The 26,659-nt window shown below is 62.6% G+C and carries 28 protein-coding genes and 2 pseudogenes; 13 read left to right on the top strand and 17 right to left on the bottom strand.

Annotation, left to right across the window (positions count from 1 at the left end):
* Positions 1-8: 8 nt before the first annotated feature.
* The 10 genes and pseudogenes from murF to G6N82_RS12630 all read right to left on the bottom strand — a co-directional run bounded on the left by murF (position 9) and on the right by G6N82_RS12630 (position 9,615).
* Complete coding sequence (murF, locus tag G6N82_RS12675; protein WP_165196977.1) at positions 9-1,487, bottom strand: UDP-N-acetylmuramoyl-tripeptide--D-alanyl-D-alanine ligase; 1,479 nt, start codon at positions 1,485-1,487, stop codon at positions 9-11.
* Positions 1,484-2,955: pseudogene (locus tag G6N82_RS12670) on the bottom strand (UDP-N-acetylmuramoyl-L-alanyl-D-glutamate--2,6-diaminopimelate ligase). Before G6N82_RS12670 ends, murF begins: the two are co-directional and overlap by 4 nt.
* Positions 2,955-4,709 carry a penicillin-binding protein 2 gene (locus tag G6N82_RS12665; RefSeq protein ID WP_165196975.1) on the bottom strand — a complete coding sequence of 585 codons (1,755 nt, stop codon included), beginning with the start codon at positions 4,707-4,709 and terminating at the stop codon, positions 2,955-2,957. The pseudogene G6N82_RS12670 and the gene G6N82_RS12665 overlap by 1 nt, the downstream one beginning before the upstream one ends.
* Positions 4,706-5,239, bottom strand: a complete 534-nt coding sequence (locus G6N82_RS12660) for a hypothetical protein (protein WP_241255105.1) — start codon at positions 5,237-5,239, stop codon at positions 4,706-4,708. Before G6N82_RS12660 ends, G6N82_RS12665 begins: the two co-directional genes overlap by 4 nt.
* A gap of 2 nt (positions 5,240-5,241) precedes the next feature.
* On the bottom strand, positions 5,242-6,192 hold the full coding sequence (gene rsmH / locus G6N82_RS12655) for a 16S rRNA (cytosine(1402)-N(4))-methyltransferase RsmH (protein WP_165196971.1): 951 nt from the start codon (positions 6,190-6,192) through the stop codon (positions 5,242-5,244).
* Complete coding sequence (locus tag G6N82_RS12650) at positions 6,189-6,728, bottom strand: division/cell wall cluster transcriptional repressor MraZ (protein ID WP_206520201.1); 540 nt, start codon at positions 6,726-6,728, stop codon at positions 6,189-6,191. The genes rsmH and G6N82_RS12650 overlap by 4 nt, the downstream gene beginning before the upstream one ends.
* A gap of 316 nt (positions 6,729-7,044) precedes the next feature.
* Positions 7,045-7,713 carry a hypothetical protein gene (locus G6N82_RS12645; protein WP_165196969.1) on the bottom strand — a complete coding sequence of 223 codons (669 nt, stop codon included), beginning with the start codon at positions 7,711-7,713 and terminating at the stop codon, positions 7,045-7,047.
* A 100-nt stretch (positions 7,714-7,813) separates the two neighbouring features.
* On the bottom strand, positions 7,814-8,191 hold the full coding sequence (locus tag G6N82_RS12640; RefSeq protein ID WP_165196967.1) for a hypothetical protein: 378 nt from the start codon (positions 8,189-8,191) through the stop codon (positions 7,814-7,816).
* A 50-nt stretch (positions 8,192-8,241) separates the two neighbouring features.
* Positions 8,242-9,255, bottom strand: coding sequence for a cysteine synthase A (locus G6N82_RS12635; protein WP_165196965.1), 1,014 nt, complete (start codon positions 9,253-9,255; stop codon positions 8,242-8,244).
* Positions 9,256-9,297: 42 nt separating this feature from the next.
* The gene (locus tag G6N82_RS12630; RefSeq protein ID WP_165196963.1) at positions 9,298-9,615 is read right to left on the bottom strand and encodes a 2Fe-2S iron-sulfur cluster-binding protein; all 318 of its coding nucleotides are present in this window, start codon (positions 9,613-9,615) and stop codon (positions 9,298-9,300) included.
* A gap of 108 nt (positions 9,616-9,723) precedes the next feature.
* Between G6N82_RS12630 and G6N82_RS12625 the strand changes: the two are divergent.
* The 3 genes and pseudogenes from G6N82_RS12625 (at position 9,724) to G6N82_RS12615 (ending at position 13,388) form a co-directional block, all read left to right on the top strand.
* Positions 9,724-10,342 (top strand): annotated as a pseudogene (locus G6N82_RS12625) (DNA-3-methyladenine glycosylase 2 family protein).
* A gap of 91 nt (positions 10,343-10,433) precedes the next feature.
* Positions 10,434-12,506 carry a S9 family peptidase gene (locus tag G6N82_RS12620; protein WP_346773734.1) on the top strand — a complete coding sequence of 691 codons (2,073 nt, stop codon included), beginning with the start codon at positions 10,434-10,436 and terminating at the stop codon, positions 12,504-12,506.
* Between the two features lie 78 nt (positions 12,507-12,584).
* Positions 12,585-13,388: an SDR family oxidoreductase gene (locus G6N82_RS12615; protein WP_165196961.1), complete on the top strand. Its 804-nt coding sequence runs from the start codon at positions 12,585-12,587 to the stop codon at positions 13,386-13,388.
* A 10-nt stretch (positions 13,389-13,398) separates the two neighbouring features.
* Here the strand turns inward: G6N82_RS12615 and G6N82_RS12610 are convergent, their stop codons facing one another.
* Positions 13,399-14,517 (bottom strand): hypothetical protein, encoded by a 1,119-nt coding sequence (locus tag G6N82_RS12610; protein WP_165196958.1) that lies wholly within the window; start codon positions 14,515-14,517, stop codon positions 13,399-13,401.
* Positions 14,514-14,810, bottom strand: coding sequence for a 4a-hydroxytetrahydrobiopterin dehydratase (locus G6N82_RS12605; RefSeq protein WP_165196956.1), 297 nt, complete (start codon positions 14,808-14,810; stop codon positions 14,514-14,516). Before G6N82_RS12605 ends, G6N82_RS12610 begins: the two co-directional genes overlap by 4 nt.
* Positions 14,811-14,949: 139 nt before the next feature.
* Between G6N82_RS12605 and ccmA the strand changes: the two genes are divergently transcribed.
* From ccmA to G6N82_RS12590, 3 genes are read left to right on the top strand one after another with little or no spacing between them, the layout of a single operon-like run.
* Entirely contained in the window at positions 14,950-15,552 is a 603-nt protein-coding gene (gene ccmA / locus G6N82_RS12600; RefSeq protein WP_241255104.1) for a heme ABC exporter ATP-binding protein CcmA, read from the top strand.
* On the top strand, positions 15,549-16,211 hold the full coding sequence (locus tag G6N82_RS12595) for a heme exporter protein CcmB (RefSeq protein WP_165196954.1): 663 nt from the start codon (positions 15,549-15,551) through the stop codon (positions 16,209-16,211). Before ccmA ends, G6N82_RS12595 begins: the two co-directional genes overlap by 4 nt.
* Entirely contained in the window at positions 16,212-16,700 is a 489-nt protein-coding gene (locus G6N82_RS12590) for a hypothetical protein (RefSeq protein ID WP_165196952.1), read from the top strand.
* On the opposite strand, the gene map is transcribed toward G6N82_RS12590, so the two are convergent.
* Positions 16,694-17,521, bottom strand: coding sequence for a type I methionyl aminopeptidase (gene map / locus G6N82_RS12585; RefSeq protein ID WP_165198233.1), 828 nt, complete (start codon positions 17,519-17,521; stop codon positions 16,694-16,696). The genes G6N82_RS12590 and map overlap by 7 nt on opposite strands.
* Positions 17,522-17,591: 70 nt before the next feature.
* Here map and G6N82_RS12580 point away from each other — a divergent pair, with 70 nt between their 5' ends.
* On the top strand, positions 17,592-18,980 hold the full coding sequence (locus tag G6N82_RS12580; protein WP_165196950.1) for a leucyl aminopeptidase family protein: 1,389 nt from the start codon (positions 17,592-17,594) through the stop codon (positions 18,978-18,980).
* Between the two features lie 4 nt (positions 18,981-18,984).
* Here G6N82_RS12580 and G6N82_RS12575 read toward each other — a convergent pair whose 3' ends face one another.
* Positions 18,985-19,335, bottom strand: a complete 351-nt coding sequence (locus G6N82_RS12575; protein WP_165196948.1) for a diacylglycerol kinase — start codon at positions 19,333-19,335, stop codon at positions 18,985-18,987.
* The gene (locus G6N82_RS12570; RefSeq protein WP_165196946.1) at positions 19,332-20,303 is read right to left on the bottom strand and encodes a fatty acid desaturase; all 972 of its coding nucleotides are present in this window, start codon (positions 20,301-20,303) and stop codon (positions 19,332-19,334) included. Before G6N82_RS12570 ends, G6N82_RS12575 begins: the two co-directional genes overlap by 4 nt.
* A 199-nt stretch (positions 20,304-20,502) precedes the next feature.
* Between G6N82_RS12570 and G6N82_RS12565 the strand changes: the two genes are divergently transcribed.
* The 5 genes from G6N82_RS12565 (at position 20,503) to G6N82_RS12545 (ending at position 25,026) form a co-directional block, all read left to right on the top strand.
* Entirely contained in the window at positions 20,503-20,853 is a 351-nt protein-coding gene (locus G6N82_RS12565) for a hypothetical protein (RefSeq protein WP_165196944.1), read from the top strand.
* An 11-nt stretch (positions 20,854-20,864) separates the two neighbouring features.
* A complete protein-coding gene (gene argC, locus G6N82_RS12560; RefSeq protein ID WP_165196942.1) occupies positions 20,865-21,791 on the top strand; it encodes an N-acetyl-gamma-glutamyl-phosphate reductase in 927 nt (308 codons plus the stop codon).
* A 235-nt stretch (positions 21,792-22,026) separates the two neighbouring features.
* Entirely contained in the window at positions 22,027-22,365 is a 339-nt protein-coding gene (locus G6N82_RS12555) for a P-II family nitrogen regulator (protein WP_165196940.1), read from the top strand.
* Between the two features lie 101 nt (positions 22,366-22,466).
* Positions 22,467-23,876, top strand: a complete 1,410-nt coding sequence (glnA, locus tag G6N82_RS12550) for a type I glutamate--ammonia ligase (protein ID WP_165196938.1) — start codon at positions 22,467-22,469, stop codon at positions 23,874-23,876.
* A 196-nt stretch (positions 23,877-24,072) separates the two neighbouring features.
* Positions 24,073-25,026, top strand: a complete 954-nt coding sequence (locus G6N82_RS12545; protein ID WP_165196936.1) for a calcium/sodium antiporter — start codon at positions 24,073-24,075, stop codon at positions 25,024-25,026.
* A gap of 6 nt (positions 25,027-25,032) precedes the next feature.
* Here the strand turns inward: G6N82_RS12545 and G6N82_RS12540 are convergent, their stop codons facing one another.
* A complete protein-coding gene (locus tag G6N82_RS12540; RefSeq protein ID WP_165196934.1) occupies positions 25,033-25,692 on the bottom strand; it encodes a hypothetical protein in 660 nt (219 codons plus the stop codon).
* Complete coding sequence (locus G6N82_RS12535) at positions 25,689-25,895, bottom strand: helix-turn-helix transcriptional regulator (protein WP_165196932.1); 207 nt, start codon at positions 25,893-25,895, stop codon at positions 25,689-25,691. The genes G6N82_RS12540 and G6N82_RS12535 overlap by 4 nt, the downstream gene beginning before the upstream one ends.
* Before the next feature lie 151 nt (positions 25,896-26,046).
* Here G6N82_RS12535 and G6N82_RS12530 point away from each other — a divergent pair, with 151 nt between their 5' ends.
* Entirely contained in the window at positions 26,047-26,655 is a 609-nt protein-coding gene (locus G6N82_RS12530) for a lysozyme (protein WP_165196930.1), read from the top strand.
* The last annotated feature ends 4 nt before the right edge of the window (positions 26,656-26,659 follow it).

The following is a 26,659-nucleotide window of genomic DNA, read 5'->3' as shown; positions in this document are numbered from 1 at the left end:
CGATTATCCTAGGTCCCGCTTTGGTCCTTCGACCCGGCCAGACCCGTAAAATGTGACACCAGCGCGCCAAGACCGACCGAATTGGAACCTTTGACCAGGATCGCATCGCCATGGGTGATGCCATACTCGTCCAGCGCCGCAATCGCCTCAGCTGGGTTATTGCAATGCGCGAAGCCGCCCACATTGCCAAGCGAAACCACATTCGCTTTCCCCAATTCCCGCGCGAGGGCGCGCATCTCTTCGCCCACCAGTACGACATAGTCGACCTTCGCCTCTGACAGCGGCTCGACCAGCTGGGCATGGAACTTCGGACCGAAATCGCCCAGTTCCTTCATGCTGCCCAGCACCGCGATACGGCGGGTCGCGGGCGTCTGCCCCAGTTGACGCAGCGTCGCGCGCATCGATGCGGGGTTGGCGTTATAGCTTTCGTCGATCAGCAGCGCCTTTCCGCCTTGCACGCTCAGCTGGTGGCGCGCGCCGCGCCCTTTGAGCCCGCCCATCTCGGCCAGCGCGAGGCCGGCTGCGCCCAAATCGCCGCCTGCCGCCTTCACTGCCGCCATGACGCCCAGCGAATTAGCGATCCAGTGCTCGCCCGGCTCGGCCACGGAATAGCATAGCCGCGTATCGCCCAAATCCGCCGTCACCAGCGAGCCGCCATTGGCGCTCGGGATGGCATCAAGCAGGCGCACATCTGCGTCTGGCGAGGTGCCGAATGTGATCACGCGCGCCGCATAACGCTCTGCAATCGCACGCAATTGCTCGCACCAGGGGCTGTCAGCCGGGATCACTGCTGTGCCGCCCGGCATCAGGCCAGAGAAGATCGCAGCCTTTTCCTCTGCGATCGCCTCCATGCTGCCGAGGTTCTCGATATGCGCCGGGGCGATAGTGGTGATCAGCGCCACATGCGGGCGGACATGGGCCGCAAGTGGGGCAATCTCGCCCGCATGGTTCATGCCCATTTCGAACACGCCGAACTTCGCTCTCGCCGACATGCGCGCAAGCGTCAGCGGCACGCCGACATGGTTGTTGTAGCTGCGTACGCTGCGATGCGCAGCGCCGCGGCTGGCGCGGTCGAGCGCCTGGAAAATCGCTTCCTTCACGCCGGTCTTGCCGACCGAGCCGGTAATGCCGATGCGCACCGCCTGCGCCCGCTCGCGCGCGGCATGCGCCAGCGCGTGGAGTGCCGCGGTGGTGTCTTCAACCAGAACATGCGGGAAATCGACCGGACGGTCGACGATCGCTGCCACCGCGCCATTGGCGAAGGCTGCGCCCAGGAACTTGTGCCCGTCCATCGCCTCGCCCTTGAGCGCCACAAACAGGTCGCCGCGCTTCACGTCGCGCGAGTCCATTTCGACGCCGGATGCCTGGAACTGATGGCTGGCAATCCCGCCGGTTGCTGCGACCACTTGCGCCGCGCTCCACAGCGCCTGCGGCAAGGCATCGCGGGCTTCAACAGGCCAGGCGCGCAGAGCCGTCATTGCACTCATGATTGAACCTCTTGTGCGGCGCATTCGCGCGCCACCTGCACATCGTCAAACGGCAAAACCCGCATATTGTCTCCCGACCCGATTATCTGTCCCTGCTCGTGCCCCTTGCCCGCGACCAGCACGATGTCCCCTGCGCCGGCCTGGCGGATTGCCTCGGCGATGGCTGCGCGCCGGTCGCCGATCTCGATTGCTCCTGGCGCGCCAGCCAGCACCCCGGCTCGGATCGCAGCCGGATCCTCTCCGCGCGGGTTGTCATCGGTCACAATCACCACTTCGCTGCCAGCCGCCGCCGCAGCGCCCATTTCGCTGCGCTTGCCCTTGTCGCGGTCGCCACCAGCCCCGAAAACGGTGATCAGGCGCCCTTCCACATGCGGACGCAGCGCCGCAATCGCGGCCTCAATCGCATCGGGCGTGTGGGCATAATCGACATAGATCGGCGCGCCCTTTGCGGTAATCGCCGCCCGCTCCAACCGCCCGCGCACTGGCTGCAAACGGTTCGCCGAATCCAGCACCTGCTCTGCAGGGCTGCCGGTCGAAATCGCCAATGCGCAAGAGACCAGCGCATTGGCCACCTGGTAGGCACCGATCAGCGGCAGCTTGATGGTGCGCTGTGTGCCGTCATGTTCGATCTCAAGCGTCTGGCCAAGCTGGGTCGGCGTGCGGGCGAGCAGGCGAAGAAAATCGCCCCGCTCGCCCACTGTAAGCACGCGCAGCGACCTTTTTGCGCATGCTCGATTGCCCGGCGAGTCCACTCGCAATCTTCCTCGTCGCACCAGATCACCGCCGCAGCACCCGGCTGCAGCACATCGTCAAACAGCCGCATCTTGGCGGCGAAATAGCTTTCCATCGTCCCGTGATAATCAAGGTGATCACGAGTGAGATTGGTGAAGGCGCCCGCAGCAACCAGCACCCCTTCATTGCGGAACTGGTCGAGCCCGTGGCTGGAAGCCTCATAGGCAACATGGGTCACGCCCTCACGCGCCAAGCCGCTCATATTGCTGAGGAAAGTGACGATATCGGGCGTGGTGAGGCCAGTCGATATGCTCTCGTCGGAGGTCGTCACGCCCAGCGTGCCGATGCTGGCCGAACGTTCGCCTGCCATCCGCCACAGCTGGCGGGTCATCTCGACACAGGAGGTCTTGCCATTGGTGCCGGTGACGGCAACGATCACTTGCGGGACCGGTGTAAAGAAGGCGGCTGCCAGATGTGCAAATGCGCGGCGCGGTTCGGCGTCGGCGATATGGGGAGCGCCAGCCACAACGGCTTCTGGCCGGGCAACCACCGCAACAGCGCCGGCCTCGATCACGGCGGGAATGAAGTCTTCGCCATTGAATTTGGCGCCTCTGAAAGCGCCGAAGACCGTGCCGGGGGCCACCTTGCGATGATCGATCGCAAAGCCGGTCACCTCGGCTTCGCCGCCCGATGCGAGCGCAATTCCAGCCTTTTCCGCGAGCGCCCCCAACCGCATCAGTGTTTCTCCGGCACTAGCGGGCGAAGGTCGGTCAGATCGACGTCGCGCGTATTGTCGGGCATCACGCCCAGCAGCGGGCCGATCCGCGGCACCAGTCTGCCGACGATCGGCGCGGCGGTATATCCGGCGGTGCGCTGGAACGAACTGGCGACCGTGCCATGCGGTTCGTCGAGCATTGCGATCACAACATAGCGCGGGCGATCCATTGGAAAGGCGGCGGCAAATGTGGAAACAAGGCTGGACTTGCGGTAGCCGCCAGCGCCCGGTTTTTCAGCCGAGCCGGTCTTGCCGCCAACGCGGAAGCCCGGTGCATCGGCATTCTTGCCGGTGCCATAGAGGGTGATCATGCGCAGCAGCTGGCGCATGCGAGAAGAGGTAGAGGCCTTGAACACGCGGCGGCCACGCGGCACTTCGTTGGCAGCGAGCTTGTTCATCGTCGCAGGGCGCCATATCCCGCCATTGACCATAGAGGCGTAGGCACTGGCGAGGTGCAGCGGAGTAACGGCAATGCCGTGCCCATAGCTCACCGTCATATTCGTCAGCCGTGCCCAATCCCTACCCGGCCATAGCGGGAAGCCGCGGGCCGGCAATTCGATATAGGGCCGCTCGTTCATGCCGAGGTCAATCATGGTGCGGCGCAGACGTTCCGGGCCCAGTTCGTCCGCGACACGCGCAGTGACTGTGTTCGAGGAAAAAATCAGCGCTTCCGGCACATTCAGGTCGGCACCTTTGGGCTTCAGATCCTTGATCGTGAAGCGTCCGACTTGCAGCGGTTCGGCATTCCAGCGCTTGCCGAAATCGCGCACCACCCCGGCATCGATTGCGGCCGCGACCGTCAGCGGCTTGAAAGTGGAACCGAGCTCATAAACCTGGTTCGTCACGCGGTTGAATGCCCGCGGCGTTTCGCCGAGCGCCGCGCGTTCCTTGGGCAGGACCAGGTCTTCGCTGGTTACTGCATTGGGATCGAACTCCGGCAGCGAGGCCAGCGCCAGCACTTCTCCCGTGTCGACATCGAGCACGATACCGGCCGCGCCAACGGCGCTGACTGCCAGCATCCCGCGCCGCAACTCGTCTTCCAAAGCGCCCTGCACACGGATATCGATCGACAGCGGCGTCGAATGGCTGCGCAGCGCCGGATCGCGCAGCTGCGCATCCAGCACCTGCTCCATCCCGACCTGCCCCTGGCCATCCGAATTGACATAGCCCAGCACATGCGCGCCCAGCATTCCTTGCGGATAGTGCCGGTCATTCTCGCGCGGCATTTCCAATGCCAGTTCGCCGATCGCCATAACCTTGTTCGCGTCTTCGGGCAGCACGCGGCGGCGCAAATAGCCCGCCTTGCCCGAGGCGAGCCGCTCGGCCATTTCGATCTCGTCGATTTCGGGGAAGATCGCCTTGAGCCGCGCAGCAACTTTCTGGGGTGACTTCACCAGCGGCGATCCGCTTTCGCCCATCGCCTTGGGATTGAACCACAGGGCATAGGCAGGAAAGGCACGTGCCAGCGGCACGCCATTGCGATCAGTGATCTCGCCGCGCGGCGGCAGCAACTCCTCCTCCAGCGACGTGCGCACGGGGCCATGATCCGCGACACCGAGATAGGCGATGCGCAGCAGTGCGGCGGCCGCGACCGCCCCGAATACCAACGCAATCCACAGCACCCGCCAATGCGCCAGTGCAAGTGACTGGCGCCGGAACGTGACGAGCTCGACTCTGCCGGTGGATATGGCCGCGCTGGCCGAAAGTGCGTTCATTCAGCCGCCTCGGCACTCATCATCGTGCGGGCATTGGCGCTGCGCACGGGCGAGGCTTCGGCCAGCAGTTCGCCAAAGGCTTCGGCCACCGTATCGGCGGTGCTGGGAGCAGAGGCTGCGGCAAGTGTGACCGGGCGGCCAGTGACCGGGGAAACCATGGCACGCGGCTCAGGCGCAGCACCATCGGCGCTGACTTCGGCACGCGCGAAGCGGATCGGGTTGGGCGCTGCGGGGCCGCGCGCGGCGCCCAGCGCAGCAAGCTGCATCTCGCCTTCAAGAAACTGGTCTGCGCGCGGGGCCAGATAGCCGAATTCGACCGCGTTCCATTCCGCCAGCTGGCGCTGATTGGCGCGGGCCTGGAATTCGGTTTCCAGCATCAGCGTTTCGCGCTTCAACGCGATCACCTGCCGTTCGGCCAGGAGCACTTCGCTTTTCACCGCATGAACCTGGAAGCTGAGCGCCAGGAACAGGCAAAGGCAGGCAGCCAGAGCAACAAGCCAGCCAATCTGGCGCAGGCGGGATCCGGTCATGTTCATGCGGCCTCCTTTCGCGCGGGAGCGGTGCTGCGCACGGCATGGCGCAGGGTGGACGATCGGGCACGCGGATTGCGCGCAATTTCCGCATCTGAAGGACGGATAGCCTTGGAAACATGCGTGAAAATCGCCGGTTCGGCGCTCGTTTCCGGCAAATAACGCGATCCACCCGAACGGCCCGATGCATCGCGCAGGAAGCGCTTGACGATCCGGTCTTCCAGGCTGTGGAAGCTGACCACTGCCAGCCGCCCGCCTGCGCGCAGCACCTGTTCGGCGGCATGCAGGCCGTGGTTCAGCTCGTCGAGTTCGCCGTTCACATGGATGCGGATCGCCTGGAAGCTGCGGGTCGCCGGATCCTTTTTGTCGGTCGGCTTGTAACCCAGCGCCTTGCGTACCACTCGTGCCAGCTCACCCGTGGTCTCCAACGGACGCGCCGCGACAATGGCCCGGGCAACGCGGCGCGACTGGCGTTCTTCGCCGTATTCATAAAGCACATCGGCAATCGTGTCGGCATCAGCGCTGTTGAGGAAGTCAGCGGCACTCATCCCGGATTGGCTCATCCGCATGTCGAGCGGGCCATCGACCGAGAAGGCAAAGCCGCGCTCGGCCTGGTCGAGCTGCATTGACGACACGCCGATATCCATCACCACCCCGTCAACCTGCGCCGCACCGACTTCTGCCAGCGCCGCCACCATTTCTGAAAAGCGCCGCGGATGGAGCACAAGGCGCGGAGGGGTAGAACGCGCCTCGGCCCATCCGCGGCCTTCAGCGATCGCATCCGGATCGCGGTCGAAGGCATGGACGGTTGCGCCGCGATCAAGCAGCACGCGGGTGTAACCACCCGCACCGAAAGTGGCATCGACGATCACATCGCCCGGCTGCGGATCGAGCGCGGCGATAACTTCGTCGAGGAGGACCGGAATATGCGGGGCGTCATCGGCGGGGCTCACTTGCGGCCGCCTTTCGCGTGGGCTTCTGCGACCAGGCTGGCACAGGCCGCCTGCGCCGCTTCCCAGCCTTCGCCCATGCGCGCGAGTTCGGCCGGGTTCCAGATTGTGAAGAACCGCCCTGCACCCTGGAAATAGAGCCCGTCTTCAACCCGGCCCAGCGCGCGCAAGTGATCAGGCATGACAAACCGCCCGCTGTCATCGAAGGGCAATTGACTGAAGCCGAACAGCTGGTTGGCGCGCTGGTCATAATCGAAATCGCGACCGAGGCGCAGCGCGCGCTCTTCCTCGCGATCGAGCTGGGCGTCGAGCTCTTCATTGCGTGACAGGCCAAAGCCGACGAGGCAGTTCCAGCGCTCGTGCTTGTCGAGGCAGAGGATGCGTCCGCCCGAGCTTTCCTTCACAGCCTTGCGGAAGCTGGGAGGCAGGACAAAGCGGCCCTTATCGCCGGCGGGCGAATAAGCCTGTCCACTGTATCCTCCAAAAGACAACTGTCCCTCTCCGCCCTGAACCCCGAACCCCTGTGGCCCCGCGGACATGACTTCTCCGTGCTGCCTGCGCGCGTGAGCAGGCAGTGCGCTGTCCGACTCGGCAGCGCAGCACGAAACACCATGTCCGATGGGCTTTGGTCATATCGCGGGAGATGGAGGGATTAAAGGGATTTTTGCGGGATTTTACGGGATAACATGGCAAGCATATGATTTTTATTGATATTTTTCAGTGCAAATTTTCCGGGTGAGGTCCCAGCGCGTAGCAACTGCACCCCATAATCCGCTGTTTTTCGGTAATTTCCCCGATGTCGAGTCGCGCGGATTGGCGCCTTTCCCGCGATTTCCCCAAATTCGCCGGAAGCTGCTACTCCAGCGCGAAATCGGCCAATTGGCGCAGGTAGCTTTCGACATCGCCATCTGGACCCGAGAGCTCGAACAGACTGGCATCAGAGAGCAGCGTCACCCGCCCCTTGCCGACCTTGCATTCAGCAGCCACCCCATCGCCCAGGACGCGGCAGTCGCCGCGCGCGGCCAGCGCTTCCTCGTCGGCATCGGGACCAGGCGGCACAAGTATCGCCTCACCAGACAAAAGCACCGGCACTTCCCCCCCGCCATAGCTTTCCAGTCTCGGCTCAAGGGGCTGCCGCTCGTCAAAGTTGATATGGAGCCCCCAGCGCACCACAACCGGCGGGATCAGCCCGACCGACTGCGGGTGGCGCGGATCGCCCAGCGGTACAGCATATTGGCCGGTCAGCATCGGATCGATCACCAGCAACAACCGGCCACCGGCGCGGACCCAGTTGTCGAGTGCGACATTGTCTTGCGGGCTGAGCCCGCGCGGTTGCGCGATAAGCAGCCGCTCAATCCCGGCCAGCGGGTCCGCCCCCGCGTCACCTGAAGGGCTCAGCGTATCGAGCGGCGTGATCGTGTAGGATTCCTCGAGAACTTGGCGAACCCAGGGCAATTCTCCTTCGCCCTCGATCAATGCGACCGTGTCAGCGCCCTCCGGCCAGTAAATCGGCAGGCTGGTCATCAAGCCAAGCTGTGATCGATCAACCGGCCGCGCGGCCTGTTGCCAAGCCCACAATGTGCCAGCGGCAACCAGCGCGGCTAAAAGCCCTGCGTATACCAGCCTAAGGCGTTTGGTCGTTTGTGCCATTGCCTTGTTCCGGGACGATCGCCGGAGACTGTGCCGGCGCAGGCTCAGCGGGCATATCGGGCACCACTCCGGCATCGGCGAGTGGATCGCTGAGCGCTGGTGGGCCACTGGGCGCAACGGTCGGCGCAGCTTCAGGCACAGCCAATTCGTCCGACACCCTTGCTCGATCCTGGATGATATTGGCCAGCCCCACCAGCAGCACCATGGCAGCAAGGCCCGCCAGCCCCACCTGCAAGCGCTGCATCATTTCCGACCGGGATACGGCACTGCTGCGGCTATCGTCCGTCGCGGGCGCATCGGCAGCAACCGATGCGCGCAGCTTGGGCAATCTGAAAAGTTCGCGGTTCGGCATGGGCCATCACTCTATCCGGTCGATTGCGGCTGGGCAATCGCGCATGGGAATCAATCGCGCCGGAGCCAGTCGAACACAGGCAGGCTCTTCGCCTCCAGCCAATCAGGGTTGTAAAGCGTGGAGAGATAGCGGAAGCCGGTATCGCACAGGATTGTCGCAACCCGCGCATCCTTGCGCCCTTCGCCGACCAACTTTTTCCCAAGCTCGACCGCGCCCGCGACATTGATGCCCGAACTCAGGCCAAGGCACAGACCTTCATCGCGCAACAGCCGGGCCACCCAGTGCAATCCTTCTTCGTCAGAAATGCGATATTGCGTGTCGATCGGTGCGCCCTCGAGATTGGCGGTGATGCGGCCCTGCCCGATTCCTTCGGCAACGGAGGATCCTTCCGCCTTGAGCTCGCCATTGGCGTAGTAATTGTAGAGTGCCGCGCCATGCGGATCGGTCAGCGCGATGCACACGTTTTCGTCAAAAGCCTTGAGCCCCATCCCAACGCCCGCAATCGTACCGCCTGTGCCCGCGGCGCAGGTAAAACCATCGATCCGGCCTTCGAGCTGCTCCCAAAGCTCCGGCGCAGTCCCTTCGATATGCGCCTTGCGATTGGCGGTATTGTCGAACTGACCAGCCCAGACAGCGCCGTCCATTTCTTCCGCCATCCGTCGCGAGACATGCTGGAAGTGGTTGGGATCGGCGTATTTGGTTGGCGGGACCAACACCAGTTCCGCACCCAAGGCGCGCAACGTGTCCATCTTTTCCTTGGACTGGTTGTCGGGCATGACGATGATCGTCTTGTATCCAAGCGCATTGGCGACCAGTGCAATCCCGATCCCCGTATTACCCGCTGTACCTTCGATAACCGTGCCACCGGCTTTGAGCTCGCCGCGCGCTTCGGCATCCCTGATCATGTAGAGCGCTGCGCGATCCCTTACCGACGAGCCGGGGTTGGCGAATTCGCACTTGCCCCAGATCTCGCAACCGGCGGCCTCGCTCGGCCCCTTGAGCAGGACTAGCGGGGTGTTGCCGATCAGGTCGAGCGTCGAACGGAATGGCTTGGTGATATTCATGCTGGCAGAGTTAGGGAATCTCCTGCCCTGCCGCAATCAAGATCAATCTTCAGGGGCGATAGTAACCTTCAGCCCATCAAGATCGCCAGTGAAGGCGATCTGGCATGACAGGCGCGAGGTTTCATTGCGATGGTCCGAGCTTTCCAGCAAATCGTCCTCGTCCTCGCTCATTGCCGGGAGCTTGTCGGCAAAGGCCGGGTCGACATGGACATGGCAGGTGGCGCAGGAACAGCATCCGCCGCACAGCGCCAGCAGCTCGTCAAAGCCGTTGTCGCGGATCGCTTCCATCACGGTCAGGCCGTCTTCGACATCGATAGTCGATTCTTCCCCGGCACGATTGACGACGGTCAGCTTGGGCATCGGTGCATGTTCCTTCCACGTTGATCTGCGCAGGGCGCAACCTCTATCGAGTGCGTGGGCGGGCTGCTACGGTCTCGGCGCCAAATTTGCAAGCCAGGGGAATCATTAGTGGGATTGAGCGCAGAGACGATCCGATCTTCGCTGGACGCGCTGGGCAAGCGCGATCCGCGGATCGCACGCGAGGTCGAACGAGATCGGCTATCCCGAACCCCGCATTCGTGCGCGTGGTTACAAGACCTTGCTGCGCACGATCGTTGGCCAGCAGGTTTCCGTCGCGGCGGCCAGCAGCATGTGGAACAAACTCGAAGCGGTGCTGGGGGCGGAGTTCAAGCCGACCTGCCTGCTCGAACGCGACTTTGACACTTTGCGCGCCTGCGGCCTGTCGCGCCAGAAGCAGGGCTATGCCCGCTCATTGTGCGAGCTGGTCGCAGCGGGCGAACTCGATTTCGACGCTCTTCCGGCAGACGATGAAGAAGCGATTGCCGAGCTCACACGGATCAAGGGCATCGGGCGCTGGTCAGCCGAAATCTACCTGCTTTTCGCGGAGGGGCGGCCGGACATCTGGCCTGCCGGCGACCTGGCAGTGCAGGAAGGCGTTAAGCGGCTGCTCGATCTTCCCGAGCGCCCCACTGAGAAACCCACGAGAGAAATCGCCGAAGAATGGCAACCGCACCGCGGCGCGATGGCGATCTTCACCTGGCATTTCTATGCCAATCCCGCTTTATGAGAGCCTATTGCCAAAGGTAATTCTGCGCGTATTAGAGCGACAACACACTCCCGGGTCGCAAAGCATAATTCAGCTCGAGAGAGGAGTTCCGATGACCAAACGACCGCTGGCACTACGCCTACTGACCACCGCGCTCGCTGCAACTGCATTGGCCCTGCCCGGCATGGCCCAGGCCGACCATCACAAGACTAACGGAGCCACGATGCACCAGCACAATGAAGCCGCCCCCCTGATCCCGCGCGACCATTTGTTCGGCAACCCAACCCGGGCAGGTGGCCAGATAAGCCCTGACGGCAAGTGGTTGAGCTGGCTGGCGCCAAAGGACGGAGTGCTCAACATATGGCTGGCACCGGTCGACAATCCCGACGCCGCAAAGGCAATGACCGAAGCCACGGATCGCCCGATCCGGCAGTATTTCTGGTCCCCGGATTCGCAGAGCCTGCTCTACATTCAGGACAAGGGCGGCGACGAGAATTTCCTTCTTTATGGAGTCAATATTGCCAGCGGCCAAGAAACTACGCTGACTCCGTTCGAGAATACCCGCGTCCAAATCGTGGGCGGCTCGGGATCGATCCGCGACAAGATCCTGGTCGGCCTCAACAACCGCAACCCGCAATTCCATGACGTGCACCTGCTGAATCTCAACACCGGCGAGCTCACCATGGTGCTGCAGAATGACAGCTATGCCGGGTTCATGGCGGATGACACGCTGACGGTGCGCATGGCACTGCGCCAGAATGCGGCAGGCGGAACCGATTATTTCCGCGTGATCGACAATGTAGTGGAAGAAGAGCCCTTCTCCTCGACCGCCATGGAGGATTCGCTCACGACGAATCCGGCCGGCTACACCAATGACGGCTCGATCCTCTACTGGCTCGACAGCCGCGGCCGGAATACTGCAGCGCTCTATGCCGAGGATGTCGCGACCGGGGAACGCACGCTGATCGCCGAGAACGACAAGGCGGATATCGGCGGCACCATTCGCGATCCCAAGACCGGCGTGGTCGAGGCCTATTCAGCCGAGTATCTCAAGACCGAATGGACCGCGATCGATCCCGAAATCGGCGCCGCGCTGGAGTTTCTCGGGAGCAAGCTTGAGGGCGAATTCGGCGTCCAGTCGCGCACCGATGACGACAAGACCTGGATCGTCTGGAACGACCCGCTGATCGCACCGACCGCAACCTATATCTATGACCGTGAAGCCGGCACGCTGGAGCATTTCTACACCTCGCGGCCGGAACTCGAAGGCGCGCCATTGCAGCCGATGTATCCGCTGGAAATCGCCAGCCGCGACGGGTTGATCCTGCCGTCCTATCTCACCCTGCCACCTGGCAGTGATTCTGACGGTGATGGCAAACCGGAGCATGCAATGCCCATGGTGCTGTTCGTCCACGGGGGCCCCTGGGCACGCGACGGTTACGGGTTCAATACCGTCCACCAGATGCTGGCCAACCGCGGCTATGCCGTGCTCAGCGTCAACTTCCGCGGCTCGACCGGTTTCGGCAAGGACTTCCTCAATGCCGGCAACAAGCAGTGGGGCCTCAAGATGCACGATGACCTGATCGACGCCACCAATTGGGCGATCGAACAGGGCATCACCGGCAAGGACCAGGTGGCAATCATGGGTGGTTCCTATGGCGGCTATGCCACGCTGGCAGGCCTGACCTTCACTCCTGAAACTTTCGCCTGCGGGGTCGATATCGTCGGCCCGTCAAATCTCGAAACCCTACTCGCCACCATCCCGCCCTATTGGGCGCCGCTGGTGAAAATCTTCCATGAGCGGATGGGCGATCCCAATACCGAGGAAGGCCTGGCGCTGCTCAAGGCAGCCAGCCCGCTTTACAAGGCAGACCAGATCACCAAACCGCTGCTGATCGCGCAGGGCGCTAACGATCCGCGCGTCAAGCAGTCCGAAAGCGACCAGATCGTGAGCGCGATGAAGGAAGCGGGCATCCCGGTCACTTATGTGCTCTACCCTGACGAAGGGCACGGCTTCGCCAAGCCGACCAACAATATCGCCTTTTTTGGCATTGCCGAGAACTTCCTCGCCGAATGCCTTGGTGGCCGAGCCGAGCCGCTGGGCGACGTGCTGAAGCCCTCAACGACACAGATCCTAGAGGGCGCAGAGCACGTAAAGGGTCTGAGAGCTGCACTCGGTAGCTGACATTGATGTAAATAGCTGACAAGCGGGCCGCGCGGGGGTATCGACTCTCGCGCGGTTTGCTTTTTGGGAGAGGTTGGAGTGAGCACACGCAGGTCAATTTTCATCACCGGTGGTGGCTCTGGCATCGGGCGCGCCGTGGCCATCTATTTTGCCGAGCGCGGATGGTTCGTCGGCATTGCCGATATCAACCAGCAAGGGATGGAAGACACGCTGGGCCTGATCGAAGGCGGGTTCAAATATTCCCACCGGCTCGACGTTCGTGACCGCGCCGCCTGGGATGTGGCGCTCGAGGCCTTTTCGACCGCGGCCGGCGGACGGATCGATGCGGTATTCAATAACGCCGGGATCGGTCATGGCGGGCCCATCGCCGAGCAGCCTACCGGCGAGATCGAGGCCTTGCTTGATATCAATCTCAAGGGCGTCATTTATGGTGCGCAGGCCGCATACCCGCACCTCAAGAAAACCGCCCCCGGCTCTGCGCTGATCAACACTGCCAGCCTGGCGGGGATCATCGGTGCGGCCAACCTTTCGGTCTATTGCGCGACGAAATGGGCGGTGCGCGGCTTTACGCGCAGCCTGGATGCCGAATGGGCGCCCGACGGGATCAAGGTCGCCGCGCTTTGCCCTGGTTTCATTGACACGCCGATCATCGCGCAAACGCGCCCGGATTCGAACCAGTCGGTCAAGGAAAGCCTGGTCGAAGCGGGGGTTGAAGTGAACCCCGTATCGATCGTACCCAAGGTGGTGTGGGACGCCGTGCATGGCGACAAGCTCGACTATACCGTGGGCAAGACCGCCAGCCGCCTGCTGATGCTGTCACGCTTCCTGCCCGGCAGGGTGCGCAAGGAAATGCGCCGGCAAGGCATCGGAACCCAAGGATAGCAAGGACAGTTCAGCGCAATCGCGCCCGTTCCTCGCGCCCCTTGTCGGACAGGAACGGTTCGACCTGATCCCAGGGGATGGTCGTCCAGATCTCGCAAGCTGCGGCCACATGTGGCAGCGCAGGGCTGGCTAGCAGGCCTTCGGCGGAGAGACCGAGGCGCCAGCCGGGCTCATACAGTGCCGTCTCTACACACTCCGGATCTTCGTCCTTTGGCCATTGCGCCACTGCGATTGCGCGCAAGTTCTCGCTGGCTTGTGGTGAGCCCCAATCGGTCACCGTGAATGCATCCGCGGTGAACCAGGTGGTCAGATCCACTTCTTCACCGGTCGCGCGATCGAACACCCGGTGCCAGATCCCGAAGTTGGGATAGGCGCCGCCGCAATAATCTCCCATCGTCACCTGGACATCGAGAAAGGCACTGTTGGCGAAATGAGGCGTTAGTTCCTCCTGATAGTCTCCATCGAACCCGCTCACCACTGCCGCACCAGCGACGCACTGGATGTAGTCATCCTCGACCACGCCTTTTGGCAAGCGTTCTGCGAATGTAGCGAGGATCGCCTTGTCGCCCGGCTCGCGCGGTTCGAACGTAAAGCCCGAAATTGCCACCGAATCCGCGAAATGTTCCGGCGTGCGATAATCGAGGCGCATGTAATCGAAGCTGCCCACCCTGCCCGGCACGCTGTCGAACTCCGCCGGTTTGACCCGCGGCCCGAGAAACGCGGGATCATCGCACAAAGTCCAGCCTTCCGGGTCTTGCAGTTCAACGCGTTCCAGCCGGATTGGCAATGCCTTGCCTTGGTCGCTCCATGTCCCGGACAGACCTGCTGCATCGACCTTGGTGAGCGACCAGATCGGAGCGTTCTGGTTATCCCAATCCCTTGCATCGGCTTGCTCGCGCCAGTTCCCGGGTGGGTCCCCGGCTTTCAGCGCGATCAGCTTGAGGTGCCGCATATAGTAATATGTACCCCGCCCCGCGTTGCCGTAATTCTCCCGATCAAGGCACGCGACCACCTGGTGCCGCCCGATCGTGCCCTTGAAAACGCCGCGCCAGTCCGGATCAGGCGCTTGCGCCTGCAGCGGGAGGGCCGACAGCGTCAGGCCGATAGCTGCAAGCCAGCGTGCAATCATGCGAGCAATGCGTCGATCGCGGCCGCCATCACCGCATCGCGTTCGGACAATCCGCCCGCATCATGCGTGGTCAGCGTAATCTCGACCCGGTTATAGACGTTGAACCATTCGGGATGGTGGTCATGCGCTTCGGCCAGCAGCGCCACACGGTTCATGAAGCCCCATGCCTCGCTGAAGTTCGCGAACTTGAAGGTGCGTTCGATCGCCGTACCCTCGCGCGCGATCGACCATTCGGGGTGCGCGGCCAGCAACGTGTCGCATTCGGCGTCGGTCAATTGGGGGACATTGGTCATCGCAAACCTCTTTAACATACATTCCTGAAGGATGGGCGCAGCCTTGGCGTACTAGGCCGAAACGGCGCTTCCTCTCCATCGCTGCCAGTCAACTGCGGCGATCCACCCCGGTTGACAAGCGAATTCGGATACTTGGCGCATGGCGACAGACCGCCTATCGCTGGCAGTGATGACGCCGCGCCTCACCGCCACCGATCTTGCCTGCCGCCGGGGCGACCGTGTGCTGTTTCGCGGGCTGTCGTTCGCGCTGAAACCGCGCGAGGTTCTGCACATCACCGGCGCTAACGGGATTGGCAAGTCGAGCCTGCTGCGTATCTTGGCCGGGCTGCTGGGACCCTATGCAGGGTCGGTCGAGCGGCGCGATCCGGTCGGTCTGCTGGACGAGAAGCCAGCGCTCGATCCCGACCAGCCGCTGAGCAAGGCGCTCGCATTCTGGCGCGCGATCGATGGCACGCCCAGCACGAACTTCCCGTGGGATGTAGAACACTTGCTCGATGTGCCAGTGCGCTATCTCTCGACCGGGCAGCGCAAGCGCGCGGCGCTCGCCCGGCTTAGCGCGCAGGCTGCGCCGATCTGGCTGCTAGACGAGCCGCTGAACGGGCTCGACCACAAGGGCGTGAGTGCGGTCGGCGCGATGGTGGAGGGGCATTGCCGGGCTGACGGGATCTGCGTCCTCGCCTCGCACCAGCCCTTCCCGCTTGACGGGATGCGCGTGCTCGACCTGTCGGAATTCGTGCCATGATCCGCGTGCTCATCGCACTACTGTGGCGTGACCTGCGCAATTTGCTGTTCGGCGGGCGCGGCGGCGGGGCGACGCTGCCGCTGCTGTTTTTCCTGGCGGTGGCGATGCTCTATCCCTTCGCGGTCGGCCCCGATGCGCCGCTGCTCGCAAGGACCGGCGGCGGCGTGCTGTGGATCGCGGCGCTGCTGGCGGCGATCCTGCCGCTTGACCGGCTGGTGCAGGAGGATATCGCGCTCGGCATCTTCGACCAGCTCCGCATGCGCGGCGTAACCGAGGAGGCGGTGATGGCGGTGCGCCTCGTCGCGCATTGGCTCAGCTTCGGTCCGTTGCTGATGCTGGCCTGCATTCCGGCATCTGCGTTGCTCAAGCTGGAGGGGGAGACGCTGCGCCTGCTGCTGCTCGGCCTGCTCGCCGGCACGCCGGGACTGGCAGCCGTGGGCCTGATGATCGCGGCGCTGACTGCCGGTTTACGCGCAGGAGCCGCGCTGTCAGGCCTGCTGTTGATCCCGCTCGCGCTGCCGATCCTGATCTTCGGCGCCGGCGCGCTCGAACGCAGCGACCCGGCGACGCTGGGCTTCTCCGCCGCGATCAGCCTGCTGCTGGTGGCGATTACGCCCTTTGCTGCAGGCGCTGCGATCCGGGCGGGGAGAGAGGGTTAGATGCCAAACAAAGAGGTCGCTGAAGCTCTCTATCAATTGGGACGGGCCCATTCCTTATCAGGCAACCATCTATTCGCTAAGGCAATTGATTATGCGATCGAGCAAAAGATCCCTGATCCCGACCACTTTGCATTCAATGGCACTTTTTCTCTATCTACCTACTACCTCCTCGGTCTCGGCATCGAGTTGCTTGTGAAGGCTGCATATGTAGCTTCGGGCGGTGAAAGCGATGACAAACATCTTCGTAATGCGATAGGCCATGATCTGCAGAAGGCTCTCGAACAGGCTCGATCAGTTGGCTTCGAGACTAACGCTCCCAGACTGAATGGAATCGTTGGAAGCCTCTCGGAGCCGTACAAACAGCACTTCTTCCGCTATGCTAAACCAACAGAAATGGGCTTGCCCATTGTTCCAGAAGTTGTGGAAGCGTTAGTTGTTTTGGATGAAGAGGTGGAGGCCTTGATTGGGAGCCTAGGAGACCCTCAATAAGGCGGCTTATCCAGGCCCTTCGGGCTCTTCGTGAAAATCTCCACCCCATTCTCGGTAATGCCGATCGAGTGTTCAAACTGCGCACTGAGTGACTTGTCGCGGGTCACCGCGGTCCAGCCATCGTTGAGCACCTTGGCCCAGGGCTTGCCCGCATTGATCATCGGTTCGATGGTGAAGAACATGCCGGGTTTCAATTCCGGCCCCGTCCCCGCCCGCGCCGCATGGACCACTTCGGGCGCATCGTGGAACAGCCGGCCCAACCCATGGCCGCAGAATTCGCGCACCACGCCATAGCGGAAGCTGTGCGCATGCGCCTCGATCGCGGCGCCGATGTCGCCCAGCCGCGCGCCGGGCTTCGATGCAGCCTCAATCCCCAGCATCAGGCATTCATAAGTCACATCGACCAGCCGCGTGGCCTTGAGCGGCGGCTCACCGGCATAGAACATGCGGCTTGTGTCGCCATGCCAGCCGTCGAGCAGCGGGGTCACATCGATATTGACGATGTCGCCATCCTTCAGCGCCTTGTCGCCGGGGATGCCGTGGCAGATCACGTGGTTGATCGAGGTGCAGCAGCTGTGCGCATAGCCGCGATAGCCCAGCGTCGCCGGCACCGCGCCCGCATCCAGCATCATGCCGCGTGCGAAATCATCGATCTCGGCGGTGGTCACGCCCGGCTTCACGAATGTGGTCAACTCATCAAGGATTTCAGCGGCAAGGCACCCGGCCTTGCGCATGCCCTCAAAGCCTTCCGGACCGTGCAGCTTGATCGTGCCGTCGCGATAGACGGTCTCATTGCCTTCGATGACTTGGTACTGGTGCATGCCGCCCACATAGCGACCGCGGTACAAAATTGCGAGTGACAAGCGGCGCAAGCATCCTAAATACCCTTTCATGAGCAAGAAAGACGCGCTGATCCAGCCGGATCGTGGGCAGGATGCCACGCCGATCCATCTCGTTACCAAGGACAATTTCGAGGCCTGGCTGAAGCCATTGTCAGCCGGGCAGCGGGCATCGCTCAAGGCGCAGAAGTTCGAAGGCAAGCCCGCGCAGGTCGGCATCGTGCCCGATGGTGACGGCTGGTTTGCGGCGGGCGGCGTGGCCGATCCGGCCAAGCTGACCAGCTGGTGCCTTGCCAAGCTGGCGGAAGACCTGCCTGGCGGAACCTATCGCCTGGTCGAGCACGATCCGGGCGCCGCACTGCACGGCTGGCAGACCGCGCAATACAAGTTCGCCCGCTATCTGAAGCCGGATGATACGGCGGCTGGACCGCGGATCCTGCTGAGCACGAAAGCCAAACATCTCGACGATGCGATCGCCCAGGCGGAAGCGGAAAACCTCGTCCGTGATCTCGTCAACACGCCCGCCGAGGACATGGGCCCGGCCGCGCTTGAGGCCGAGTTCGAGAAACTCGCCAAGGCGCATGACGCCAAGCTGAAAGTGGTCAAGGGCGACGCGCTGGAGCGCGAATATCCGATGGTCCATGCGGTTGGCCGAGCCGCCGCGCGCCACCATGCCCCGCGCCTGCTGCACCTTAGCTGGGGTTCGGAGAAGTACCCGGTGCTGGCGATTGTCGGCAAGGGCGTGTGCTTCGATTCGGGCGGGCTCGACATCAAGCCCGCGAGCGGCATGAAGCTGATGAAGAAGGATATGGGCGGCGCGGCCCATGCGATTGCGCTGGCGCAGCTGGTGATGGGCGCGCAGCTGCCGGTGCGGCTGCACCTGCTGGTCCCTGCGGTCGAGAATGCGATCGCGGGCAATGCCTTCCGTCCCGGCGATATCCTGAGCACGCGCAAGGGACTGACGGTCGAGATCGGCAATACCGATGCCGAAGGGCGCCTGATCCTGGGCGATGCCCTGACCCGCGCCAGCGAGGAGAAGCCCGACCTGATCGTCGATTTCGCCACGCTGACCGGCGCGGCGCGCGTGGCGCTGGGCCCCGATTTCCCCGCGCTGATGACCCGCAAGGATGCAACCGCGCAGGCGCTGATCGATGCGGGCAAGGCCTGCGATGACGAACCCTGGCGCCTGCCCCTGCCCGCGGCCTATGCCGAATGGCTGAAATCCGACATCGCCGATACCAACAATACCCACTTCAACGGCTTTGCCGGGGCCAGCGTGGCCGGCCTGTTTCTAGACAAGTTCGTGGGCGAAGGGATCGACTGGGCGCATTTCGACACCTTCGCCTGGCGCCCTTCGGCCAAGCCCGGCCGCCCGGCCGGTGGAGCGGCCTATGGCCTGCGCGCCACTTTCCACATGTTGCGCGCGCGCTACGGCAGCTAACCGCTCAGCTGGCGGAAACGAAAGCAGCCATACCAAGGACCCCCATCGCCATATTGACGACGAAGGCGCTAGCCGAAGCGATGTCCTTTACCGCGCCGATCGCCGGGTCACGCGCTGGATGGAGCCTGTCACACAGCGTTTCGATCGCAGCGTTGGCCAACTCCATTGCCCAACCCAACGCAATCGCAAGCGCGACAATCGCCAACCATAACGGATCGACCCCGCGCCACACTAGCAACGTTTCCAACACCAGCGAGATGAGCACATGCGTCCTCAGGCTACGCTCTTTGCGCCAAGTGATAACTAAACCACGCAGGCTAAAGCCCGCTCGAGTCAAAATGGTGGAATTCTTCATGTCCGCTCGCTCCGGTGGTGGATGGTACGGCTCTCAAGGGAAAGCGACGGATCAAACACGAAACGGAAAAGCAGCCTTGTCCATGACGTGTGGGCATAGAGCCCATCATAGTGCTCTTGTGCGATCCGCCGCAGCTGCGGCAAACGGTTCCATGGCACGCGCGGCATATCGTGGTGTTCGACATGCATTCCGGCGTTGAACACGAGCAGATTGACCGGCCCATAGTAGGAGTAGGTCTCTTGCCCTGGGCGCATCTCGTAATGCTCCTGGATCCATCGCGCCCCTAATGGGTGCAGACCCAGTGCGAAAATGTTCGACAGCAACAAGAAGCCGAGCGCACCCCAACCCAGTGTCCACACGATCGCCGCGTCAAAAGCCGCTTGCAGCGCAAGGTTGGCGCCTGTCTGGGCATCGAACAGGCGCACTCCCTTCATCCGGGAAGGTCGCAACGATTGCATCAATGGACCGGCCAGAAGCCATAGCGCCTTACGCATCGGGAGGTTTTTCACCAGTCGGCATTCCCACGGGCTGGCAATGTCTCCGTCGAGCACGGCATCGCCCTGATAACGATGATGCATCAGGTGATATTTGCGAAACGCCTGCGCGACGGGCAGCACCAGCGGCATGGATGCGAACATCCCCAGCCATCGATTGCCCTTGGCGGTGCGTAACACCAGGTCGTGCGAACACTCGTGCAGCAGTGCCCAAATCGCCAAGGCCCCGAACGCGCCGATAGAATAGGCCGCAAGAGCGATCAGCCACCAGGCCTGGTCGGCAAATGCAGCTGCCAAGCCGACTTGCCCGGCCCATACAATAGCGATCCAACCCAGCGTGCGCGGCTCTCGCCCAACCAGGCACTTCACCTCGGGATGCGAATGCAGAAGTGCCCTTCGCCGTGCACGATGCTGGTCCTCACTTGTCTGCCTTTCAGATGCTGTTGCGCTTTCGTCGCGAATGGCCTTGCCCATTGCCCCTCTCCTTCACGCAGGGGATTGGCACCGTTTTGTCGTGCCGATCAGGTGCATCGCGCGGCGCAGGCACATGCAACGGTTTGCAACCGCCCGAAGCGCTTGCATTGCCTCTAAACTTGCCGGAAAGGGCTTCCATGTATAAGCGCCCGCGCAAACCGCATGGGGCGGGCTTGAAAAGACAGGGGACGCGCGCCGGATGAGCGACGCCGCCACATACGAAGTTCCAACCGGCCCACTGCGGCTGGCGGGGCCTGTAGCGCGCCCGAAGCCGGGCACATTGCCGCTGCGCGGGGACCTTGCCCATATGGTGCTGGCGGGCCGTCACCTGGCGGCGCATTACGTGATCCCGCAGGTGCGCAAGATCGGTGACGCCACGGCCGAGATGCACCTCGCAGGCCGCGATGACAGCGATGTGGTGAGCGAGCTTGCGCCTGGCACCGCCATCGAAGTCCTGGATATCGCCGGCGAATGGGCATGGGTCTGCCTGGGTCCGGAAGGCCCGAGCGGCTATGTCCGGATCGCGCAACTCGCCCCAGCCGAGGCTTGAGGACCGGCGCGATGGCCACGCGCGTCTTCATCGACGGTGCCGCGGGCACAACCGGCCTTGAAATCCGCGACCGGCTGCACGGCCGCAGCGAGTTCGAGCTGATCGTGCTTGATGATGCCCAGCGCAAGAGCGAAGCCGCCCGCAAGGACGCGCTCCACGCTGCCGATATTGCGATCCTGTGCCTGCCGGATGAGGCCGCGAAGGAATCAGTCAGGCTGGCCGAAGGTTCGGGTACGCGCATTATCGACGCGTCCAGCGCGCACCGCGTGGCTGAGGGCTGGACCTATGGTTTTCCCGAACTGATCGGGCATGAGAAAATTGCGAATGCGCAGTTTGTCAGCAATCCGGGCTGCTATCCGACCGGATTCCTGGGCTTGGTTGCGCCGCTGGTGCGTGCCGGACTGGTGCCGGCCGACTGGCATTACACCGTCAACGCCGTGAGTGGTTATTCGGGCGGCGGCAAGGCGCTGATCGAACGTTTCGAAGCCGTAGGCGCGCCGGCTTTCCGCGCCTACGGCTTTGACATGGCGCATAAGCATTTGCCGGAGATGAAAACCCATGCCGGGCTTAAGCATGGCGTAATCTTCGCACCTTCGGTCGTTCCCGCCTATCGCGGGATGGTGGTCGAGGTGCCGCTGCATCTCGGCGCGATGCCGGGCGATCCGACCGCTGATGACCTCCGCGCAGCGCTAAGTGAATTCTATCGCGGGTCAGCGGTCGTATCTGTCGGCGATGACAGCGCCGTTGGTGAACTCCTGCTCGACAGGAATGCCCCGCCGTCGGATGCGATGGAGTTGTTCGTCTTCGGCAATGCGGGCGGTTGGCACGCGCGCCTCGTCGCCCGGCTCGACAACCTCGGCAAGGGCGCCAGCGGGGCCGCGATCCAGAACCTCAACATCATGTGTGGCCTGCCTGAAACGACCGGTCTCGCCCTCTGATAAACGAACGTACTGCCTATTTTTTGGGCAGGTTCCGTCCGGCATTTGGGCATGCCTGGCTGTTCCGGCGTCCACAAGCCATTCCCTGCGCCCGATTGCCGCATGATTGCCACCACCCTTAGTGGTTGGCACGATTCTTGGATAAGGGATTGTCAGTAAATCACCGGCCGGTGGAGCCAGCTTGCTACCTGCTGCTTCGCTGCGGCCGATTTGGGTGCCGGGGGCATAGACACACGTGAAGAAGATCGAAGCGATCATCAAACCCTTCAAGCTCGACGAAGTGAAGGAGGCGCTGCACGAGATCGGCGTATCCGGGATCACCGTGACCGAGGCGAAGGGCTTTGGCCGCCAGAAAGGCCATACCGAACTTTATCGCGGCGCCGAATATGTCGTCGACTTCCTGCCCAAGGTGAAGCTCGAAGTGGTCGTCAGCGATGCAATGGCTGAAGCCGTGGTCGAAGCGATTGCCGCCGCTGCCCAAACCGGGCGCATCGGCGACGGCAAGATTTTCGTCTCGCCGATCGAAAGCGCGCTGCGCATCCGCACCGGTGAGCGGGACGACGACGCGATCTAGGATTTTTCCGTTCGTGGTAAGCCTGTCGAACCGCGAACACAGCACAAACTGCCCTTCGACAGGCTCGGGGCGAACAGAACGAAACTGAAAAGAGGTTTTGAATGAGCAAGGTGAAAGACGTCCTCAAGCTGATCAAGGACAATGAGATCGAGTGGGTCGACCTGCGCTTTACCGATCCCAAGGGCAAGTGGCAGCACCTCTCCATGTGCGCCGGGGTAATGGGCGAAGACGAATTCGAAGACGGGCTGATGTTCGACGGTTCGTCGATCGCCGGCTGGAAGGCGATCAACGAATCCGACATGATCCTGAAGCCCGATCTCGACGCGACCTGGATCGATCCGTTCAGCGCCACGCCGATGCTGATCGTCAACTGCGACATCGTCGAGCCTTCAACCGGCGACTGGTACAGCCGTGACCCGCGCACCACCGCCAAGCGCGCCGAAGCCTATCTCAAGAGCACCGGCATCGGCGACACCGTCTATGTTGGCCCGGAAGCAGAATTCTTCATGTTCGACGACGTTCGCTTCGAAGACGGCTATGCCGGATCGGGCTTCGCAATCGACGATATCGAACTGCCGACCAACACCGGCACCGAATACCCCTCTGGCAACATGGGCCACCGCCCGCGCGCCAAGGGCGGCTACTTCCCGGTCGCTCCGGTTGACAGCTGCATGGACATCCGCGCCGAGATGGTTTCGACCATGCTCGAAATGGGCCTGCCCTGCGACAAGCACCACCACGAAGTCGCCGCCGCCCAGCACGAACTGGGCCTGACCTTCGGCACGCTTGTGCAGACTGCCGACCGCATGCAGGTGTACAAGTATGTCGTGCACCAGGTTGCCCATGCTTATGGCAAGACCGCGACCTTCATGCCGAAGCCGATCAAGGAAGATAACGGCAGCGGCATGCACACCCACATGTCGATCTGGACCGATGGCAAGCCGACCTTCGCCGGCAACGAATACGCCGGCCTGTCGGAAACCTGCCTCTATTACATCGGCGGCGTGATCAAGCACGCCAAGGCGCTGAACGCCTTCACCAACCCGACCACCAACAGCTACAAGCGCCTGGTGCCGGGCTTCGAAGCCCCCGTTCTGCTGGCCTATTCGGCCCGCAACCGTTCGGCTTCGTGCCGCATCCCTTACGGTGCCGGCGACAAGGCGAAGCGCGTCGAGTTCCGCTTCCCCGATGCGATGGCCAACCCCTACCTCGCCTATTCGGCGCTGCTGATGGCGGGCCTCGACGGGATCCAGAACAAGATCCATCCGGGCGAAGCCATGGACAAGAACCTTTACGATCTGCCGCCGGCAGAGCTGGCCGAGGTTCCGACCGTTTGCGGCTCGCTTCGCGAGGCACTCGAAGCGCTCGAAGCCGATCACGAGTTCCTGCTGAAGGGCGATGTCTTCACCAAGGACCAGATCGACGCCTATGCCGAGCTCAAGTGGGAAGAGGTGATCCGCACCGAAACCACGCCATGCCCGGTCGAATTCGACATGTATTACAGCATGTAAGCATCTGTCTCTTTGACGAAAAAAGGAGCCGCTCGGGAAACCGGGCGGCTTTTTTCTGGCGCAGCGGTGACGCTCTGGAACTTTTCGAAATTTCGATTATTTGGCGATTCACCACCGGGCCCCTCTGGCGAATGCTTCCGGCGCATTCGCGATGTCGGCGGGATTGTTCGCAATTCGCCCGGCAGGACTGTCCCTGATGTCCGTAACCCTTCTTATCCTTGCCGGCCTTGCGCTGCTCGCCATCGGCGGCGAGTTGCTTGTCCGCGGCGCAGTCGGCATGTCGCAGGTGCTGCGCATTTCGCCATTGCTGGCCGGCCTCACCATCGTGGGCTTCGGCACTTCGACACCAGAACTTGCCACCAGCCTGCAAGCCGCCTTCGCCGGTTCACCTGGAATCGCGCTGGGCAACGTCGTCGGCTCCAACATCGCCAATATCCTGCTGATCCTGGGTGTTTCAGCGATTATAATGCCGCTCGCGGTTCGACCGGAGGCTTTCCGGCGGGACGCTTTGGCACTGGTTATCTCGACCGCGTTGTGCGTGGCAGCCGTGATGCTGGGCACGATCGGCATGGCGATGGGGCTGCTGCTACTCGCGGCGCTCGTCGCTTATGTTACCTGGGCTTATCTCTCAGAGAAGGAACCGGGCAATATCGAAGGCGAGCGTCACGTGGCCGAGATGGCCGATACCCTGCCAAGAACGCACAATGGCTGGGCGCTGGCTGTGATGGTCGTGGCCGGTCTGGCCGCCGCAATCTTCGGCGCACGACTGCTGGTCGATGGCGCAGTCCAGCTGGCCAGTGCTGCCGGCATGTCAGAGGCAGTGATCGGCCTTACGATTGTCGCGATTGGCACTTCCCTGCCTGAGCTTATCGCGTGCCTTGTCGCGGTGTGGAAAAAGCACCCCGAAGTGGCGCTGGGCAATGTCGTCGGCTCCAACATCTACAATGTGCTCGGCATCCTCGGCATCACCGCAGTGATCCATCCCCTGGAAGTTCCGGCCGAGATTGCACGCTTCGACATCTGGGTCTTGGTAGGCATCACAGCGCTGCTATTGGTGCAGCTGCGCAGTGGATGGCGAATTACCCGGCTTGAGGGCGGAGTGTTGGTGGCACTGGCTGTCGCTTACACAGTCTGGTTGGCCATGCGCTAGGGCAAGCTAGCGCATCACCAGCATCCCGCGCTTGCCGACAACGATGAACGCGGCGAGCAGCAGCAAGGCCCAGAACATCGTGAGCCAGTCCAGCGCTTGCGGTCCCGCAACGAAGCCGAGGTGCGCCAGGAGCGCCCATGTTCCGCCGACCAGCAGGACCAAATAATATGACATGGCGGCCGCCTCACGCCCGATCGCCTTCATCAATTCGTCCTGCAAGCGCCAGGATCTGAGCGAAACCCACACCGCCAGCACCGACAACACGACATATATTCCGAGCGCCAGCCAGGACTCCACCAGGCCCTCTGGCCCGCTAAGGGCAACCACTGCCAGGGCAATCCCTGCCCCTGCCATGCCGATTGCGGAATAGCCGAGGATAGCGCGTTGTTCCTCCAACTCATCCGCATCTTCGACATTGAGGAAGCTTGCCCCCGCCTTCGGGCTCAGTACGCCCACGCCGACGGCAATCGCGATAAGAATGTAGACGAGTGCCACCATTACGGCGATCTCAACAGATGGACCAACCTCCGGAATCGCTCCGGGATCGAGCAGCCGCATCACCAGCGTTGCACCTGCAAAGCCACTGACTGCGCCCAGCCCCAGCGCGAAAATCGTCTTCTTCAAGCGGCGCTTCTTATCGGTTGCGGCGGCATCCATATCGGTCATTGTTCGGGTTCCCATTCGTCGATGAACAAATCCGGCACCGGCACACCGAACAGTTTCGACATGCGCAGCGCCAATGGCAGGGAAGGATCGTATTTGTCGGTTTCGACCGCGTTGATGGTCTGCCGCGATACGCCCAGCCGCCGGGCCAATTCGCCCTGGCTCCAGCCGTTGCGTTCGCGAAATTCCTTCAAGCGGTTGTGCACCGAATCGCTCCCTTGCCTGTAAAGAGCTCTTTACTGTAAAGAACTCTTGTCAGTCAAGAGCTCTTTACAGCCGCACGACAAAAGAATTTTCCTACGCGCGCATTTTGCGCCTAATTCCTGCGCCTCTTTTCATCTGGCAGAGGCAGTAAGCATGGCACGCAAAGCAATTTTTGACGCAATCCGATCCATCCTGGGCCGCGGTTTTCGCCAGTCCGAAGTCGACGCGATCGATCGGGCGCTTGATCAGACCTTCGACCAGGCTGAAAATTTGGCACTGGACCGTGTTCCATGTGTTCCATCGCATCAGGTCTCGGACGTCGGGATCGCCCTGATCAAGCGGTTCGAAGGCTGCGCGCGGCTACGGCCCGATGGCCTGGTCGAGGCATATCCCGACCCCGGTTCAGGCGGTGCGCCATGGACGATTGGCTGGGGCGCCACCGGGCCGGATATCGGGCCCGCGACTGTCTGGACGCAGGCGCAATGCGATGCCCGGCTTGCGCGCGATATTGCCCGCCATGCCGCCGAAGTAGCGGCGGTGTTGGGCGATGCGCCGACCACACAGGCGCAGTTCGATGCGTTGGTCAGCTTTCACTTCAATACCGGAGCGATTAGCCGCGCCACGCTAACCGCGAGGCATGTTGCCGGGGACCCACAGGGCGCGATGGAACAGTTCGCCCGCTGGAACCGTGCCGGCGGCAGGGTGCTCAAGGGCCTGGCGCGCCGCCGCCAGGCCGAAGCGCAGGTTTACGCCAGCGGCTGAACCG

Origin of the sequence: Altererythrobacter sp. BO-6, assembly GCF_011047315.1 — a bacterium.
In the GTDB taxonomy this organism is placed as follows: Bacteria; Pseudomonadota; Alphaproteobacteria; order Sphingomonadales; family Sphingomonadaceae; genus Erythrobacter.
The sequence above is the reverse complement of the archived record's forward strand: the minus strand, read 5'-3'. Positions and strand labels throughout refer to the sequence as shown.